We start from the raw sequence: 16,017 nt of genomic DNA on the forward strand, positions 1-16,017 counted from the left end.
TTCGGGTCGGGCCTTTACCGTGTCCCGCACCACCTGCAAAAAGCAAAGGCCGCCCGGAGGCGGCCGTACCCTGAAAACCTTCGATTTTGCCCTAGCGGACTGCCGATGTGTTCGAGCTGGTCACCGCGATCGGCTTGCCCGCCTTAACGACGTGAGCGGCCTGGGTGTAATCCGAACTCGTCCGGGCGAAGATACCTAAACCAGCCACCGCAATCCCAGCCACGAGCGCGACAACCACGATTTTCAGGTGCGTAGAACGGTCCGCTGAGTGAATTGAGTGGTTCATTTGAGCCTCCAGGCGTTTTGGCGCCGCTAGTTGGCAGAAGGTTTACCCGCGGTTTGTTTCACGGTGGTTTCGTGGGTTCCTCAATATGGTTTCGTCGGACAGGCGGACGGTTTCATCACATTGTGATGCCGAGTTCGCGATCCCGCTGGACCGTTAATTGCCGCCTCTAATCCACGGCGTTGGCGATTCTTGTTTGCGATCGGGGCGAGAAGAATTCAGGTCGGGGCAGCCGTGAATGCCGGAGGAAGCAGGGAGCGTGAAGCGGCCGGGTCTTTGCCGCGGGAATGTCTCTACCCAGCGGGGGCTTCCGGCATTTTCCGCTGCGCTCGGGGTAGGGGAACCCGTGGGAACGGCTTGTCTTGCGCCCCTTGTTGCGCTGCGCTAAGCCTCAGAATAATTCCAATTTAACGAATCTGCGGGGGCCAGAACCGCAGGAAAAGGCACCGCCGATGACCGGCATTCTGCAGGATTACCTTCCACTTGTCGTATTTGTCGGAGTCGCAAGCCTGATCGGTTTGGCGCTGCTCATCGCTCCCTTCCTGGTCGCCTTCCAGCAGCCCGATCCGGAAAAGCTTTCCGCGTATGAATGCGGGTTCAACGCTTTTGACGACGCCCGGATGAAATTCGACGTCCGGTTCTACCTGGTGGCCATCCTGTTTATTATCTTCGATCTGGAGGTGGCATTCCTGTTCCCGTGGGCGGTGGCATTCGGGAAGCTTGGCGCCACCGGTTTCTGGTCGATGGTGGTTTTCCTCGCGGTCCTCACCGTCGGCTTTGCCTACGAATGGAAGAAAGGCGCGCTCGAATGGGACTGAGCCCCGCTGCCGCAAAGCTCGGACTTGCACCGGCCGTTGCCCCGGCCGCAACCGGCATTCTCGATCCCGCCACCGGAAGGCCGGTCGGCGCCAATGACCCTTACTTTCTCGAGGTCAATCACGAACTGTCCGACAAGGGCTTTTTCGTCGCCGCGACCGACGACCTGATCACCTGGGCGCGCACGGGTTCGCTGATGTGGATGACCTTCGGTCTGGCCTGTTGCGCGGTCGAGATGATGCAGATGTCGATGCCGCGCTATGACGCCGAGCGCTTCGGTTTCGCGCCGCGCGCTTCGCCGCGTCAGTCCGACGTCATGATCGTTGCGGGCACGCTGACCAACAAGATGGCGCCGGCGCTGCGCAAGGTCTACGACCAGATGCCGGAGCCGCGCTACGTGATCTCGATGGGGTCGTGCGCCAATGGCGGCGGCTACTATCATTATTCCTATTCGGTGGTGCGCGGCTGCGACCGCATCGTTCCCATCGACATCTATGTGCCCGGCTGCCCGCCCACGGCGGAAGCGCTGCTTTACGGCGTGATGCTGCTGCAGAAAAAGATCCGGCGCATCGGAACCATCGAACGCTAAGGTTTTAACAATGGACGACGGCAGGCTCGACGCCCTGGGGCAGACGATTGTTGGTGCGCTTCCGGGCGCTGCGACCGGTCATTCGATCGCGTTCAACCAGCTCACGGTCACGGTGCAGGCGGACAAGATCGTCGATGTCGTGCGCTTCCTGCGAGACGATCCGGGCTGTCGCTTCGTTAGCTTCATCGATGTGACGGCGGTGGATTATCCGGGCCGTGAAAAGCGTTTCGACGTGGTCTATCACCTGCTGTCGCCGACACTGAACGAGCGCATCCGTCTGCGCGCCGAAGCCGATGAGACCACCCAGGTGCCGTCGATCATCGAGGTGTTTCCGGGTGCCGACTGGTTCGAGCGCGAAGCCTATGATCTCTACGGCGTGATCTTCACCGGTCATCCGGACATGCGGCGGTTGTTGACCGATTATGGCTTTGAGGGCCACCCGCTGCGCAAGGATTTCCCACTCACCGGCTTCGTCGAGGTGCGCTACGACGATCAGGAGAAGAGGGTGCTCTACGAACCCGTCCGTCTCAATCAGGAATTCCGCAACTTCGATTTCCTCTCGCCATGGGAAGGGGCGGACTATCCGCTGCCGGGCGATGAGAAGAAAAGCAGCGAATAGCGAGTAGCGAATAGGAATGGCTGTTGACCGACCAATCGATCAATTCATACCGGGACCTGAGGGTATGGCAGGATGCCATGACCTTGGCGGAGTCCTGCTATCGATCGACGCGCCAATTTCCTCGCGACGAACAGTTCGGATTGACGTCGCAAATCCGGCGGGCGGGGGGATCGGTGCCAGCCAACATTGCAGAAGGTCACGGACGGGAAAACACCGGCAACTTCGTCCAGCATCTGCGAATCTCGCAGGGATCTCTGAAAGAGCTGGAAACGCACCTGCTCTTGGCGGAGCGCGTAGGCATCCTGCCGGTGCTGGATTTGCAACCGATTCTCGTTCAGTGCGAGAGTTTGGGCAAAATGCTTCGCGCTTTGATACGGTCGCTGCAGGACAAGGCAGCGAAATGATGCCCATCGCTAGTTGCAATTCGCTACTCGCTACTCGCTACTCGCTACTCGCCAAGGCGCGGAGCGCACGTCAATGACCGAGCACAATCTCCGCAATTTCACCATCAATTTCGGGCCGCAGCATCCGGCCGCGCACGGCGTGTTGCGTCTGGTGCTGGAGCTCGACGGCGAAGTGGTCGCGCGGGTCGATCCGCATATCGGCCTGCTTCATCGCGGCACCGAGAAGCTGATCGAGCACAAGACCTATTTGCAGGCGATCCCGTATTTCGACCGGCTCGACTACGTCGCGCCGATGAATCAGGAGCACGCGTTTTGTCTGGCTGCGGAAAAGCTGCTCGGCATCACCGTGCCGCGCCGCGCGCAGCTGATTCGGGTTTTGTACTGCGAGATCGGTCGCCTGCTGTCGCATCTTCTCAACGTTACGACACAGGCGATGGATGTCGGCGCGCTGACCCCGCCGCTATGGGGCTTTGAAGAGCGCGAAAAGCTGATGGTGTTTTACGAGCGCGCCTCCGGCTCGCGGATGCATGCGGCCTATTTCCGGGTCGGCGGCGTGCACCAGGACCTGCCGCCAAAACTGATCGACGACATCGATGCCTGGTGCGATCCGTTCCTGGGCGTGGTCGACGATCTCGAGCAGCTGCTCACCGGTAACCGCATCTTCAAGCAGCGCAACGTCGATATCGGCGTCGTCACGCTCAAGCAGGCCTGGGAATGGGGTTTTTCCGGCGTGATGGTGCGCGGCTCCGGCGCCGCGTGGGATCTGCGCAAGGCGCAGCCTTACGAATGCTACGACGAGATGGATTTCGACATCCCGATCGGCAAGAACGGCGATTGCTACGACCGCTACTGCATCCGCATGGAAGAGATGCGCCAGTCCGTGCGAATCATGAAGCAGTGCATCGAGAAGCTGCGCGCCCGCGACGGCCAGGGTCCTGTCGCGGTGGAGGACAACAAGATCTTCCCGCCGCGCCGGGGCGAGATGAAGCGCTCGATGGAAGCGCTGATCCATCACTTCAAGCTCTACACCGAGGGATTCCACGTACCGGCCGGCGAGGTCTACGCCGCGGTCGAGGCGCCGAAAGGCGAGTTCGGCGTCTATCTGGTCGCCGACGGCAGCAACAAGCCCTACAAATGCAAGATCCGCGCGCCGGGCTTTGCGCATCTGCAGGCGATGGATTTCATCTGCAAGAACCATCTGCTGGCCGACGTCTCCGCGATCCTGGGCTCGCTCGACATCGTGTTCGGAGAGGTCGATCGGTGATGGCGGTGCCGCCCATCCAGTTTGATCGGGCCACCGGCGTTCTCGAGGGAGCCAATGCGTGGGAGCGCCTTGCCGCGCTTGCGCTGTCGTCAGGCTCGAAGGTGGCGTCGAATTTTTCCCATCGCGGCTATAACGGCTGCGCCAATCTCCTGCGCAAGACGCTGCCCGCGCGCGACATCGCGATCAAACTCAATTCGGATGCGACCTTCGCTTTTCCCTATGGCGACGGTTACTGGAGCAAGCTGCTCAACCGTTCGTTCTCCTACGAAAACGAGCTTGAACTGCTGTTTCAGGATTCCGCCGACGTCGATTATACGCTGCTCGATTGCGGCGCCAACTATGGCTACTGGTCGGTGCTGATCTCGAGCGCGCCCTACGGTTCGCACAAAGCGATCGCGATCGAGCCGTCGTCGCAGAATTTCGCCAAGCTCAAGAACAACGCCGAAATCAACGGTAACCGTTTTAAGGTCATGAAATGCGCAATCGGGGCAGCGCGCGGCACTGCGCGGCTGTCCGGCACCAAGCATGAGGCATTCAGCATTGCAGGCGGCCCCGGCGGCTGCGGTGAGGAGGTGCCGGTCATTGCGCTCGACGACCTGCTGGACGACGGCAAGATTTCTGCTGGCGGAAAGTACCTGATCAAGCTCGACGTCGAAGGCGTCGAGATTGAAGCCATCAAGAGCGGCACCCGGCTGTTGCGGAGCGACAGCGTCTTGTTGTGCGAGGAACACGGCAACGATCCCGGGCATACCGTATCGCGGTATATCCTCGAACAGACGCCGCTCAAGCTGATCGTCTACGATCCGCGCAGCAACCGGCTGGAAACCGTGACCGAGCTTTCGATCCTCGACCGCATCAAGGTTTCAACCCACGTCGGCTATAACGTGTTCGGCACCGCAAGCGCCTTCTGGCAAGACCGGATTAGCGCCCTCAACGCCAATGCCGCGCGCCGCATGCAATGAGAGACTGAACGACAATGTCCGTCCGCCGCCTCGCACCGAAGGAACTACAGCCCGCGAACTTCACGTTCACGGACGAAAACCTCGCCTGGGCGAAAGCGGAGATCGCGAAATATCCGCCCGGTCGGCAGGCGTCCGCTGTCATCCCGATCCTGTGGCGGGTCCAGGAGCAGCACGAGGGGTGGGTTTCGGAAGTCGCGATCCGCGCAGTCGCAGATTTGCTCGACATGCCCTACATCCGCGCGCTGGAAATCGCGACCTTCTACACGATGTTCCAGTTGCAGCCGGTCGGCAAGAAGGCGCATGTCCAGGTCTGCGGCACCACGCCCTGCCGGCTGCGCGGCGCCGGCGATATTATCGAGGTCTGCCAGAGCCGCATACACCACGATCCCTTTCATCTGTCCAAGGATGGAAATTTCAGCTGGGAGGAGGTCGAATGCCTTGGCGCCTGCGTGAACGCGCCGATGGTGCTGATCTGGAAGGATACCTACGAGGATCTGACCAAGGAAAATTTTGGCAAGGTGCTGGACGGATTTGCCTCCGGCAACCCTCCGAAGCCTGGGCCGCAGGTCGATCGTCAGTTCTCAGCACCGGTAGGCGGGCCGACCACGTTGAAGGAAACCTCATGAAGGGGACCGCACATTGCAAGTGGCCGGACCGGGGAGTATCGGAGCAATGAAAAGTTGGCGCTATATCGCGCTGCATGCGACAGCAGCCGCTGCATTCATTTTCCTGCTGCAGCGTTACGCGCTGAGTGCAACGTTTGAATCAAGCCTGCTATGGGCGCTGACCTTCGGTGGATGCGCCGCAGGCCTCGCCTACATGCAGTCCAATCGCTGACCCCTTAGGAAGCCGCACGTCATGCTCGACGACAAGGATCGCATCTTTCGCAATCTCTACGGCCTCCACGACTGGCGCCTCGAAGCCGCGCGCCGCCGCGGCGCCTGGGACGGCACCAAGGCGATCATCGACAAGGGCCGCGACTGGATCATCAACGAGATGAAGGCTTCCGGCCTGCGCGGGCGCGGCGGGGCCGGTTTTCCGACCGGGTTGAAATGGTCGTTCATGCCGAAGGAATCGACCGACGGCCGGCCGAGCTATCTGGTAGTCAATGCCGACGAGTCCGAACCCGGCACTTGCAAGGACCGCGAGATCATGCGGCACGACCCGCATCTTCTGGTCGAGGGCTGCCTGCTCGCGAGCTTCGCGATGGGCGCGCACGCCTGCTACATCTATGTGCGCGGCGAATTCATCAGGGAGCGCGAACATCTGCAGGCCGCGGTCGATCAGGCCTATGAGGCGAAGCTGATCGGCAAGGACAATGTCAACGGCTGGCCGTTCGACCTTTACGTGACGCATGGCGCGGGCGCCTATATCTGCGGCGAAGAGACCGCGCTGCTGGAAAGCCTCGAAGGCAAGAAGGGCATGCCGCGGTTAAAACCGCCGTTCCCGGCCAATGTCGGTCTTTATGGCTGCCCGACCACCGTCAACAATGTCGAGTCGATCGCGGTCGCCCCGGATATCCTGCGGCGCAGCGCGGCGTGGTTCGCGGCCATCGGCCGGCCCAACAACGTCGGTACCAAACTGTTCTGCATCTCCGGTCATGTCGAGCGCCCCTGCAACGTCGAAGAGGCGATGGGAATTCCGTTCCGCGAGCTGATCGAACGCCACTGCGGCGGCATCCGCGGCGGCTGGGATAATCTCAAGGCGGTGATCCCCGGCGGCTCCTCGGTGCGCATGGTGCCGGCCGAACAGATCATCGATACGCCGATGGATTTCGACAGCCTAAGCAAACTGCGCTCCGGTCTCGGCACCGCCGCCGTGATCGTGATGGACAAATCGACCGATCTGATCCGCGCGATCGCCCGGATCTCCTATTTCTACAAGCACGAGAGCTGCGGCCAATGCACGCCGTGCCGCGAGGGAACCGGGTGGATGTGGCGGGTGTTGACCCGGATGGCCGAGGGCCGCGCCCATAAGCGCGAGATCGACATGTTGCTGGAGGTTACCAAGCAGGTCGAGGGCCATACCATTTGCGCGCTCGGTGACGCCGCAGCGTGGCCGATCCAGGGCCTGATCGCCCATTTCCGTCACGAGATCGAGCAGCGGATCGCACAGTATTCGCACAAGGCGGATATTGACGATGTCGGCGTTCTCGATCCCGCGCACATGGTCGCGGCGGAGTGATATCGATGTCGCAACCGAGTATTCTCTGGTGGCAGAAATACGGGACGCTGGCGCAGATGGCGCAAGCCACCGTGGCGCTGCTCGGCTTCGCGGCGATCCTGTTTCAGATCAACGAAATCCGCTCGAACAATCGTGCGGCAAGCGCGCGGCAGGCGTTTCTCGGGTACACCGACCTGGCGTTCAGAAACCCGAAATTCTCGCAGCCGGACTTTGACAAGATCAAGGAGAGCAGCCGCGACGAGCAGGTTCAATACGAGAGCTTTGTCTCCTATTTCCTCTATGCCTGCGAGGAGGCGACCGTCGCATTCGCCGACCGGCGGGAATGGGTGGCTTCCTGCGATTACGATCTGAAGCCGCATCTGCCGTTCTTGTGCGAGAAGGACAAGGCCGAGCCCGCTTATCTCGCGACCTACAGCACTGATACCCAGCAATGGGTAAAGGCGTCCATGAAGACCGCCAGCGTCACACCTCCGGATTGCAAGCTGGGAAAGACTTGAGGCAATGACCAAACTCATCATCGATGGCAAAGAGATCGATGTTCCCGCGGAATTCACGCTGTTGCAGGCGTGCGAGGCCGCGGGCGCGGAAATTCCGCGCTTTTGCTACCACGAGCGGCTGTCGATCGCCGGCAATTGCCGGATGTGCCTGGTCGAGATCAAGGGCGGCCCGAAGCCCGTCGCGAGCTGCGCCTGGGGCGTTCGCGATTGCCGTCCCGGCCCCAAGGGTGAGCCGCCGGAAATCTCCACCCGCTCGCCGATGGTGAAGAAGGCGCGCGAAGGCGTGATGGAGTTCCTGCTGATCAACCATCCCCTGGATTGCCCGATCTGCGATCAGGGCGGCGAGTGCGACCTGCAGGATCAGGCGATGGGATACGGCGTCGACACCAGCCGTTTCGCCGAAAACAAGCGCGCGGTCGAGGACAAATATCTGGGCGCGCTGGTCAAGACCTCGATGAACCGCTGTATCCAGTGCACGCGCTGCGTCCGCTTTGCCGCCGAAGTCTGCGGCGTGCCTGAGATCGGCGCGACCGGCCGCGGCGAGGACATGGAAATTACCACTTATCTCGAATCGGCACTGACTTCGGAACTGCAGGGCAACCTCGTTGATATCTGCCCGGTGGGCGCGCTGACCTCAAAGCCTTACGCGTTCGCGGCGCGGCCGTGGGAGCTCGGCAAGACCCAGTCGATCGACGTGATGGATGGCGTTGGGTCGGCTATCCGGGTCGATACCCGCGGCCGCGAGGTGATGCGGATCCTGCCGCGCGTCAACGAGGCGGTCAACGAGGAGTGGATTTCTGACAAGACCCGGCACATCGTCGACGGCCTGCGCACGCAGCGGCTCGACCGTCCCTACATTAGGGAGAATGGCCAACTGCGCGCCGCATCGTGGTCGGAAGCGTTCAGCGCTATCGCAGCCAAGGCAAGGCTCAGCGACGGCAGGCGGATCGGGGCTATTGCCGGCGATCTCGCTGCGGTCGAGGAGATGTTTGCGCTTAGGGATCTGCTGGCAAAGTACGGCTCGGTCAATCTCGCGGTCCAGGGCGGCGACGCTTTCGACCCGGCGGCCGGCCGCGCCTCCTATATCTTCAATCCGACCATCGCCGGCATCGAGCAGGCTGACGCACTGCTGATTGTCGGTTCGAATCCGCGCAAGGAGGCCTCCGTTCTCAACGCGCGCATCCGCAAGCGTTGGCGCACCGGTCAACTCAAGATCGGCGTCATCGGCGCCAAGGCCGAGCTCACTTACGGTTACGACTATCTTGGCGCCGGCACGGATTCACTCAGGGAACTCGCCGCCGGCAAGCATTTTTTCGCCGACGTGCTGAAGGCTGCCAAACATCCGATCGTGCTGGTCGGAACCGGTGCGGCCGCCCGGCATGATGGCGCCGCGGTTCTCGCGCTTGCGGCAACGCTCGCGCTGGATCTCGGCGTGGTGAAAGAGGGCTGGAATGGCTTCTCTGTCCTGCACGATAGCGCCTCGCGCGTCGGCGCGCTCGACATCGGCTTTGCCGCAGCCGCGGGCGGTCTGAGCACAGCGCAGATGACGACGTTCGGGACCCTCGATCTGCTGTTCTTGCTCGGCGCCGATGAGATCAAGGTACCGGACGGTACATTTGTGGTTTACATCGGTACCCATGGCGAGCGCGGCGCCCACCGTGCCGACGTGATCCTGCCCGGTGCGGCCTACACGGAGAAATCCGGCATCTACGTCAACACAGAAGGTCGGGTACAGATGGCGAATCGCGCGGCATTTCCCCCGGGGGAGGCGCGTGAGGACTGGGCGATCATCCGCGCGCTGTCGGAGGTTATGGGCAAAAAGCTGCCTTACGATTCGCTCAGCGCGCTGCGGCAGGCGCTGTTCAAGGCGACGCCGCATCTGATGCGCATCGACCAGATCGAAGCCGGCAAGGCGGCCGACATCAAGACGCTTGCCCGCAGAGGCGGCAGCGTCGAGAAGACCCCGTTGCGGTCTTCGGTTGAGGATTTCTACCTGACCAACCCGATCGCGCGGGCGTCTGCGATAATGGCGGAATGTTCGCGGCTGGCTGCCGGGCAAATGCTGACGGCGGCGGAGTGAGCGTGACCTGATGGCCGAATTTTTCACAAGCGCATTCTGGACGGGCTTTCTTTGGCCGCTGATCGTCATGGTCGCGCAGAGCCTCTTGCTGCTCGTGGTGCTCCTGATCGCGATTGCCTACATCCTGCTCGCCGACCGCAAGATCTGGGCGGCGGTGCAGATTCGCCGGGGACCCAACGTGGTCGGCCCCTGGGGCCTGTTCCAGTCCTTTGCCGATCTTTTGAAGTTCGTGCTGAAGGAACCGATCATTCCCTCCGGTGCCAACAAGGGCGTATTCCTGCTGGCGCCCCTGGTATCATGCGTGCTGGCGCTGGCGGCCTGGGCGGTGATCCCGATGGATCTCGGCTGGGTGATCTCCGACATCAACGTCGGCGTGCTCTATATCTTCGCGATCTCCTCGCTTTCGATCTACGGCATCATCATGGCCGGCTGGTCGTCGAACTCGAAATATCCATTCCTCGCAGCGCTTCGTTCGGCGGCGCAGATGGTCAGTTACGAAGTTTCGATCGGCTTCGTCATCATCACCGTGTTGCTTTGCGCGGGGTCGCTGAACCTGTCGGCCGTCGTCGAAGCGCAGAACACGCGCGGGCTTGCTAGCCTGATCGGCTTGCCCAAGCTGACATTCCTGAACTGGTACGTGCTGCCGCTGTTTCCGATGTTCGTGGTGTTCTATGTCTCGGCGCTGGCGGAAACCAACCGGCCGCCGTTCGACTTGGTGGAAGCCGAATCCGAGCTGGTCGCGGGCTTTATGGTCGAATACGGCTCGACGCCGTATTTGTTGTTCATGCTCGGCGAATACGTCGCGATTACCACGATGTGCGCGCTGGCTACCATCCTGTTCCTGGGCGGCTGGCTGCCGCCGGTCGCGCTGCCGCCGTTCACCTGGGTTCCCGGGGTGATCTGGTTCACCCTCAAGCTACTGTTCATGTTCTTCCTGTTTGCGATGGCGAAGGCGATCGTGCCGCGCTACCGCTACGACCAATTGATGCGGCTCGGCTGGAAGGTGTTCCTGCCCTTGTCGCTGGCGATGGTGGTTGTTGTCGCCGGCGTGCTGCATTTCGCGGGGCTCGCGCCGAAATGAGGTCGCTATGAGTGTCAATGTCAACGCCACAGCCCGCGCGCTTCTGCTGTCCGAATTCGTATCGGCGTTCTTTCTCGCCATGCGCTATTTCTTCAAGCCGAAGCCGACGCTGAATTATCCATTCGAGAAGGGGCCGATCTCGCCGCGCTTCCGCGGCGAGCACGCGCTGCGCCGTTATCCCAATGGCGAGGAGCGCTGCATCGCCTGCAAGCTGTGCGAGGCGATCTGTCCGGCGCAGGCGATCACCATCGAGGCCGGCCCGCGCCGCAACGACGGCACCCGCCGTACCGTGCGCTACGACATCGACATGGTGAAATGCATCTATTGCGGGCTGTGCCAGGAGGCCTGTCCGGTCGATGCCATCGTCGAGGGACCGAATTTCGAATTCGCCACCGAGACCCGCGAGGAACTCTACTATGACAAGGCGAAACTTCTCGCCAACGGCGACCGCTGGGAGCGCGAGATTGCGAAATCAATCGAACTCGACGCGCCGTACCGGTGAGGTGAGGGCATGATCCTTCCCGCGCTGTTCTTCTATCTGTTCGCCGGCGTTTGCGTGGCTTCCGCGGTCATGGTGATTGTGTCGCGCAATCCCGTGCACTCCGTGCTGTTTTTGATCCTGGCGTTCGTCAACGCGTCCGGCCTGTTCGTGCTGATGGGCGCCGAATTTCTGGCGATGATCCTGGTCGTGGTCTATGTCGGCGCGGTCGCGGTGCTGTTCCTGTTCGTGATCATGATGCTGGATGTCGATTTCACCGAGCTGCGCGAGGGCTTTCTGGAATACCTGCCGATCGGTCTGGTGATCGGCGCAATATTTCTCGCCGAATTGCTGCTGGTCGGGGGCGGCTGGGTCATCAATGTCGCCGCCACCAAGTCGATCACCGCGGCTATTCCGACCAACGTCAGCAATACCGAAGCGCTCGGTCTGGTGCTTTATACGAAGTACATTCATTATTTCCAGATCGCCGGGATGGTGCTCTTGGTCGCGATGATCGGCGCCATCGTGCTGACGCTGCGCCACAAGGTCGGTGTGAAGCGCCAGGACATCAACGTGCAGAACGCGCGGACGCCCGAACTCGCCATGAGCGTGCGCAAGGTGGCCTCGGGGCAGGGACTGCAGGACGCCGACGCGGCGGAGTGGGTGCAATGACGATCGGCCTCGGACACTATCTCTCGGTCGGCGCGATCCTTTTCACGCTCGGAATCCTCGGCATCTTTCTCAACCGCAAGAACATCATCGTCATCCTGATGTCGATCGAACTGATCCTGCTCGCGGTCAATATCAACCTGGTGGCGTTCTCGACCTTCCTCGGCGACATCGTCGGTCAAGTGTTCGCGCTGCTGGTTCTGACAGTGGCGGCGGCGGAAGCCGCGATCGGTCTTGCGGTGCTGGTGGTCTATTTCCGCAACCGCGGTTCGATCGCGGTTGAAGACGTCAATCTGATGAAGGGCTAACGCGCCAAATGATCCAGGCAATCGTTTTTCTGCCGCTGATCGGGGCGATTATCGCCGGCCTGATCGCTATCTTTGGTGCGCATGCGCGCAATCCGAGCGGCGATACGGTCGAGCATCATGGTGACGCGCATGGCCACGGCGCGGTGCCGGCCAATGAGGATGCCGGCATTGTCCATGCGTCTAGCCACGAGCCCGGCGCCCGTGACGACCACGGTCACGACGACCACCACGCGGTCGAGCCGCCGGCGATGGGATCGCGCGCGGCCGAATTGATCACGACCGGATTGTTGCTGGTTTCGGCGGCGCTGTCCTGGTTCGCGCTGGTCGATGTCGGCTTCATGCATCATGACGCCCGGATCGCGCTGTTCCCATGGATCAATTCCGGCGATCTGCAGGTCGCGTGGTCGCTGCGGGTCGATACGCTGACCGCCGTGATGCTGGTGGTGGTCAATACGGTGTCGTCGCTCGTGCATCTCTATTCGATCGGCTACATGGATGAAGACCCGTACCGGCCACGGTTCTTCAGCTATCTGTCGCTGTTCACCTTCGCGATGCTGATGTTGGTGACGGCGGACAATCTGGTGCAGCTGTTCTTCGGCTGGGAAGGCGTCGGGCTCGCGAGCTATCTCTTGATCGGCTTCTGGTATCAGAAGCCGTCGGCGAATGCGGCGGCGATCAAGGCCTTCGTGGTCAACCGGGTCGGCGATTTCGGTTTTGCGCTCGGCATTTTCGCGATCTTCATGCTGATCGGCTCGACCGACTTCGACACGATCTTCGCCGGCGCGCCGGGCCTGACCGGCAAGACCATAGACTTCTTCGGCTGGCACGCCGACGCGCTGACATTGACATGCGTGCTATTGTTCATGGGGGCGATGGGCAAATCGGCCCAGTTCCTGCTGCACACCTGGTTGCCGGACGCCATGGAAGGCCCAACGCCGGTCTCGGCATTGATCCACGCCGCGACCATGGTCACCGCCGGCGTCTTCATGGTGGCACGGCTGTCGCCACTGTTCGAACTGGCGCCGAACGCACAAGCGGTGGTGATGTTCTTCGGTGCGACCACCGCATTCTTCGCCGCGACCATCGGCCTCGTGCAGAACGACATCAAGCGCATCGTCGCCTATTCGACCTGTTCGCAGCTCGGCTACATGTTCGTGGCGATGGGGGCGGGGGCTTATTCCGTCGGCATGTTCCATCTGTTCACGCACGCGTTCTTCAAGGCGCTGTTGTTTTTGGGCTCAGGCTCGGTGATCTATGCGATGCATCACGAGCAGGACATCCGCAACATGGGGGGCTTAAAGGACAAAATCCCATTCACCTACATCGTGATGGTGATCGGCACGCTGTCGCTGACCGGCTTTCCGCTCACCGCCGGCTATTTCTCAAAGGACGCGATCATCGAATCCGCGTTCGTTTCCCACAATCCGTTGGCGTTCTATGGCTTCCTGCTGACAGTGATCGCCGCGGGGCTGACCTCGTTCTATTCCTGGCGCCTGATCTTCAAGACCTTCCACGGCGAGCCGCATGATCAGGAGCACTACGAAGCCGCGCATGAGAGCCCGCTGTGGATGCTCATTCCGATCGGCATTCTCGCAGCCGGATCGATCCTCGCGGGCTTCCCGTTCAAAGAGCTGTTCGCGGGCCACGGGGTGGAAGAATTCTTCCGCGAATCGCTGAAGATGAACCCGCACATCATCGAGGAAATGCACCACATCCCCCAGACCATCGCGTTCCTGCCGACGGTCATGATGGCGGTGGGCTTTTTGGTGTCGTGGCTATTCTATATCCGCCGGCCCTATTTGCCTGTCGAACTCGCCAAGCAGCACCATGGGCTCTACCAGTTCCTGCTCAACAAATGGTATTTCGATGAGCTCTACGATCTGATCTTCGTGCGCCCAACGAAGCGGATCGGACTTTTCCTTTGGAAGGTCGGCGACGGCTACATCATCGACGGTTTTGGGCCCGATGGCGTGTCGGCGCGGGTACTTGACGTAACCCGCAACGTGGTGCGGCTGCAGACCGGCTATCTCTATCACTACGCCTTCGCGATGCTGATCGGGGTTGCCGGATTGATCACCTGGTTCATGTTCGGCCTGGGAGGCCAGTGATGACAACCTGGCCGATTCTTTCCGTCGTCACCTTCCTGCCGGTGGTCGGCGCGTTGATCATCTATATCAGCCGGGGCGACGATGAAGCCGCGCGGCGCAATGCGCGCTGGATTGCGCTGTGGACCACGCTGATCACCTTCGCGGTGTCGCTGATCCTGGTCTGGCGCTTCGACCCGGCGCAGCCGGATTTTCAGTTCGTCGAAAAGGCGCCGTGGCTCGCCAACACCATCACCTATCACATGGGCGTCGACGGCATCTCGCTGCCGTTCGTGATCCTGACCACCGCATTGATGCCGCTCTGCATCATCGCGAGCTGGAAATCCGTGACGATGCGCGTGCGCGAATACATGATGGCGTTCCTGTTGTTGGAAACGCTGATGGTCGGCACCTTCTCCGCGCTCGACCTCGTGCTGTTCTACCTGTTTTTCGAGGGCGGCCTGATCCCGATGTTCCTGATCATCGGGGTGTGGGGCGGCCCGCGCCGGGTCTATGCTTCCTTCAAGTTCTTCCTCTACACGCTGCTCGGTTCGGTGCTGATGCTGCTGGCAATCATGGCGCTGTACTGGAATGCCGGCACGACCGATATTCCGACCCTGATGCAGACCACCGTGCCGCGCTCGCTGCAGACCTGGGCATGGCTGGCGTTCTTCGCTTCGTTCGCAGTGAAGATGCCGATGTGGCCGGTGCATACCTGGCTGCCCGACGCGCATGTCGAGGCGCCTACCGCAGGCTCGGTAATCCTGGCCGCGATCCTCCTCAAGATGGGCGGCTACGGCTTCCTGCGTTTCTCGCTGCCGATGTTCCCGATCGCGTCGCATGATTTCGCGCCGCTGATCTTCTCGCTGTCAGTCATCGCCATCATCTACACCTCGCTGGTGGCGCTGATGCAGGAGGATATCAAGAAGCTAATCGCCTATTCCTCGGTGGCTCATATGGGCTTCGTCACCATGGGCATTTTCGCCGGCACCACCCAGGGCGTCGCCGGCGGCGTGTTCCAGATGGTGTCGCACGGCATCGTGTCGGGGGCGCTCTTCCTCTGCGTCGGCGTCGTCTACGACCGCATGCACACCCGCGAGATCGCGGCCTATGGCGGCCTCGTCAATCGCATGCCGCTCTATGCGCTGGTGTTCATGGTGTTCACCATGGCCAATGTCGGCTTGCCCGGCACTTCCGGCTTCGTCGGTGAGTTCATGACGCTGATCGGCACCTTCAAGGTCTCGATCGCCACCGCCACTCTCGCCACCACGGGCGTCATCCTGTCAGCGGCCTATGCGTTATGGCTTTATCGCAGAGTCGTGTTCGGCGCTCTGACCAGACCGTCGCTGGCGAGCATCAAGGATCTTACCTTCCGCGAGAGCCTGACGCTGATGCCGCTGGTGGCTCTCACCATCCTGTTCGGCTTCTACCCGAAGCCGGTGCTCGACATGTCGGCGGCGTCGGTGCAGCAACTCGTCAACAATTACAACGCCGCAGTAACTGCCGTGAAGGCAGCCGCGCTGCCGCAGTGAAGGCACTAGAGCATGATCCGGAAAAGCGGCAACCGGTTTTTCGAAAGATCATGCTCGAACCAAGAGATGAGATCATGATCCGATTCGATCTAATCGGATCATGATCTGGAAGCGTTTTCGGCGAAGCGAGAACCGTTTCGCGTGAAGAAAACGCGTAAAAACAAAGA

The 16,017-nt window shown here is 61.2% G+C and carries 18 protein-coding genes; 17 read left to right on the forward strand and 1 reads right to left on the reverse strand.

Features of this window, described 5'->3' with window-relative positions:
- Positions 1 to 91: 91 nt before the first annotated feature.
- Positions 92 to 286: a hypothetical protein gene (locus N554_RS0116455; RefSeq protein WP_029584462.1), complete on the reverse strand. Its 195-nt coding sequence runs from the start codon at positions 284 to 286 to the stop codon at positions 92 to 94.
- Positions 287 to 735: 449 nt separating this feature from the next.
- Here N554_RS0116455 and N554_RS0116460 point away from each other — a divergent pair, with 449 nt between their 5' ends.
- From N554_RS0116460 to N554_RS0116540, 17 genes are all read left to right on the forward strand, one after another.
- Positions 736 to 1,101, forward strand: a complete 366-nt coding sequence (locus tag N554_RS0116460) for an NADH-quinone oxidoreductase subunit A (RefSeq protein WP_029584463.1) — start codon at positions 736 to 738, stop codon at positions 1,099 to 1,101.
- Positions 1,092 to 1,688 carry a NuoB/complex I 20 kDa subunit family protein gene (locus tag N554_RS0116465; protein WP_029584464.1) on the forward strand — a complete coding sequence of 199 codons (597 nt, stop codon included), beginning with the start codon at positions 1,092 to 1,094 and terminating at the stop codon, positions 1,686 to 1,688. The genes N554_RS0116460 and N554_RS0116465 overlap by 10 nt, the downstream gene beginning before the upstream one ends.
- Positions 1,689 to 1,698: 10 nt before the next feature.
- Positions 1,699 to 2,307, forward strand: coding sequence for an NADH-quinone oxidoreductase subunit C (locus tag N554_RS0116470; protein ID WP_029584465.1), 609 nt, complete (start codon positions 1,699 to 1,701; stop codon positions 2,305 to 2,307).
- A 23-nt stretch (positions 2,308 to 2,330) separates the two neighbouring features.
- Positions 2,331 to 2,711 (forward strand): four helix bundle protein, encoded by a 381-nt coding sequence (locus N554_RS0116475; protein ID WP_029584466.1) that lies wholly within the window; start codon positions 2,331 to 2,333, stop codon positions 2,709 to 2,711.
- A 73-nt stretch (positions 2,712 to 2,784) separates the two neighbouring features.
- The gene (locus tag N554_RS0116480) at positions 2,785 to 3,975 is read left to right on the forward strand and encodes an NADH-quinone oxidoreductase subunit D (RefSeq protein WP_029584467.1); all 1,191 of its coding nucleotides are present in this window, start codon (positions 2,785 to 2,787) and stop codon (positions 3,973 to 3,975) included.
- A complete protein-coding gene (locus N554_RS0116485; RefSeq protein ID WP_029584468.1) occupies positions 3,975 to 4,937 on the forward strand; it encodes an FkbM family methyltransferase in 963 nt (320 codons plus the stop codon). The genes N554_RS0116480 and N554_RS0116485 overlap by 1 nt, the downstream gene beginning before the upstream one ends.
- A gap of 14 nt (positions 4,938 to 4,951) precedes the next feature.
- Positions 4,952 to 5,563: an NADH-quinone oxidoreductase subunit NuoE gene (gene nuoE / locus N554_RS0116490; RefSeq protein WP_029584469.1), complete on the forward strand. Its 612-nt coding sequence runs from the start codon at positions 4,952 to 4,954 to the stop codon at positions 5,561 to 5,563.
- A 46-nt stretch (positions 5,564 to 5,609) separates the two neighbouring features.
- Positions 5,610 to 5,774 carry a hypothetical protein gene (locus N554_RS41010; RefSeq protein WP_197033599.1) on the forward strand — a complete coding sequence of 55 codons (165 nt, stop codon included), beginning with the start codon at positions 5,610 to 5,612 and terminating at the stop codon, positions 5,772 to 5,774.
- 21 nt (positions 5,775 to 5,795) lie between these two features.
- Positions 5,796 to 7,121, forward strand: a complete 1,326-nt coding sequence (nuoF, locus tag N554_RS0116500) for an NADH-quinone oxidoreductase subunit NuoF (RefSeq protein WP_029584471.1) — start codon at positions 5,796 to 5,798, stop codon at positions 7,119 to 7,121.
- A 5-nt stretch (positions 7,122 to 7,126) separates the two neighbouring features.
- Positions 7,127 to 7,618: a hypothetical protein gene (locus tag N554_RS0116505; RefSeq protein WP_029584472.1), complete on the forward strand. Its 492-nt coding sequence runs from the start codon at positions 7,127 to 7,129 to the stop codon at positions 7,616 to 7,618.
- A 4-nt stretch (positions 7,619 to 7,622) separates the two neighbouring features.
- Positions 7,623 to 9,698 carry an NADH-quinone oxidoreductase subunit NuoG gene (gene nuoG, locus N554_RS0116510; RefSeq protein ID WP_029584473.1) on the forward strand — a complete coding sequence of 692 codons (2,076 nt, stop codon included), beginning with the start codon at positions 7,623 to 7,625 and terminating at the stop codon, positions 9,696 to 9,698.
- 10 nt (positions 9,699 to 9,708) lie between these two features.
- The gene (nuoH, locus tag N554_RS0116515; RefSeq protein ID WP_029584474.1) at positions 9,709 to 10,779 is read left to right on the forward strand and encodes an NADH-quinone oxidoreductase subunit NuoH; all 1,071 of its coding nucleotides are present in this window, start codon (positions 9,709 to 9,711) and stop codon (positions 10,777 to 10,779) included.
- 7 nt (positions 10,780 to 10,786) lie between these two features.
- Positions 10,787 to 11,281 (forward strand): NADH-quinone oxidoreductase subunit NuoI, encoded by a 495-nt coding sequence (nuoI, locus tag N554_RS0116520; protein WP_029584475.1) that lies wholly within the window; start codon positions 10,787 to 10,789, stop codon positions 11,279 to 11,281.
- Between the two features lie 9 nt (positions 11,282 to 11,290).
- The gene (locus N554_RS0116525; RefSeq protein WP_029584476.1) at positions 11,291 to 11,929 is read left to right on the forward strand and encodes an NADH-quinone oxidoreductase subunit J; all 639 of its coding nucleotides are present in this window, start codon (positions 11,291 to 11,293) and stop codon (positions 11,927 to 11,929) included.
- A complete protein-coding gene (gene nuoK, locus N554_RS0116530; RefSeq protein ID WP_029584477.1) occupies positions 11,926 to 12,234 on the forward strand; it encodes an NADH-quinone oxidoreductase subunit NuoK in 309 nt (102 codons plus the stop codon). Before N554_RS0116525 ends, nuoK begins: the two co-directional genes overlap by 4 nt.
- Positions 12,235 to 12,242: 8 nt before the next feature.
- A complete protein-coding gene (gene nuoL, locus N554_RS0116535) occupies positions 12,243 to 14,342 on the forward strand; it encodes an NADH-quinone oxidoreductase subunit L (protein WP_029584478.1) in 2,100 nt (699 codons plus the stop codon).
- Positions 14,342 to 15,850 carry an NADH-quinone oxidoreductase subunit M gene (locus N554_RS0116540; RefSeq protein WP_029584479.1) on the forward strand — a complete coding sequence of 503 codons (1,509 nt, stop codon included), beginning with the start codon at positions 14,342 to 14,344 and terminating at the stop codon, positions 15,848 to 15,850. Before nuoL ends, N554_RS0116540 begins: the two co-directional genes overlap by 1 nt.
- Positions 15,851 to 16,017: the final 167 nt, after the last annotated feature.

The sequence above is a fragment of the Bradyrhizobium sp. URHD0069 genome (assembly GCF_000701345.1).
In the GTDB taxonomy this organism is placed as follows: domain Bacteria; phylum Pseudomonadota; class Alphaproteobacteria; order Rhizobiales; family Xanthobacteraceae; genus Bradyrhizobium.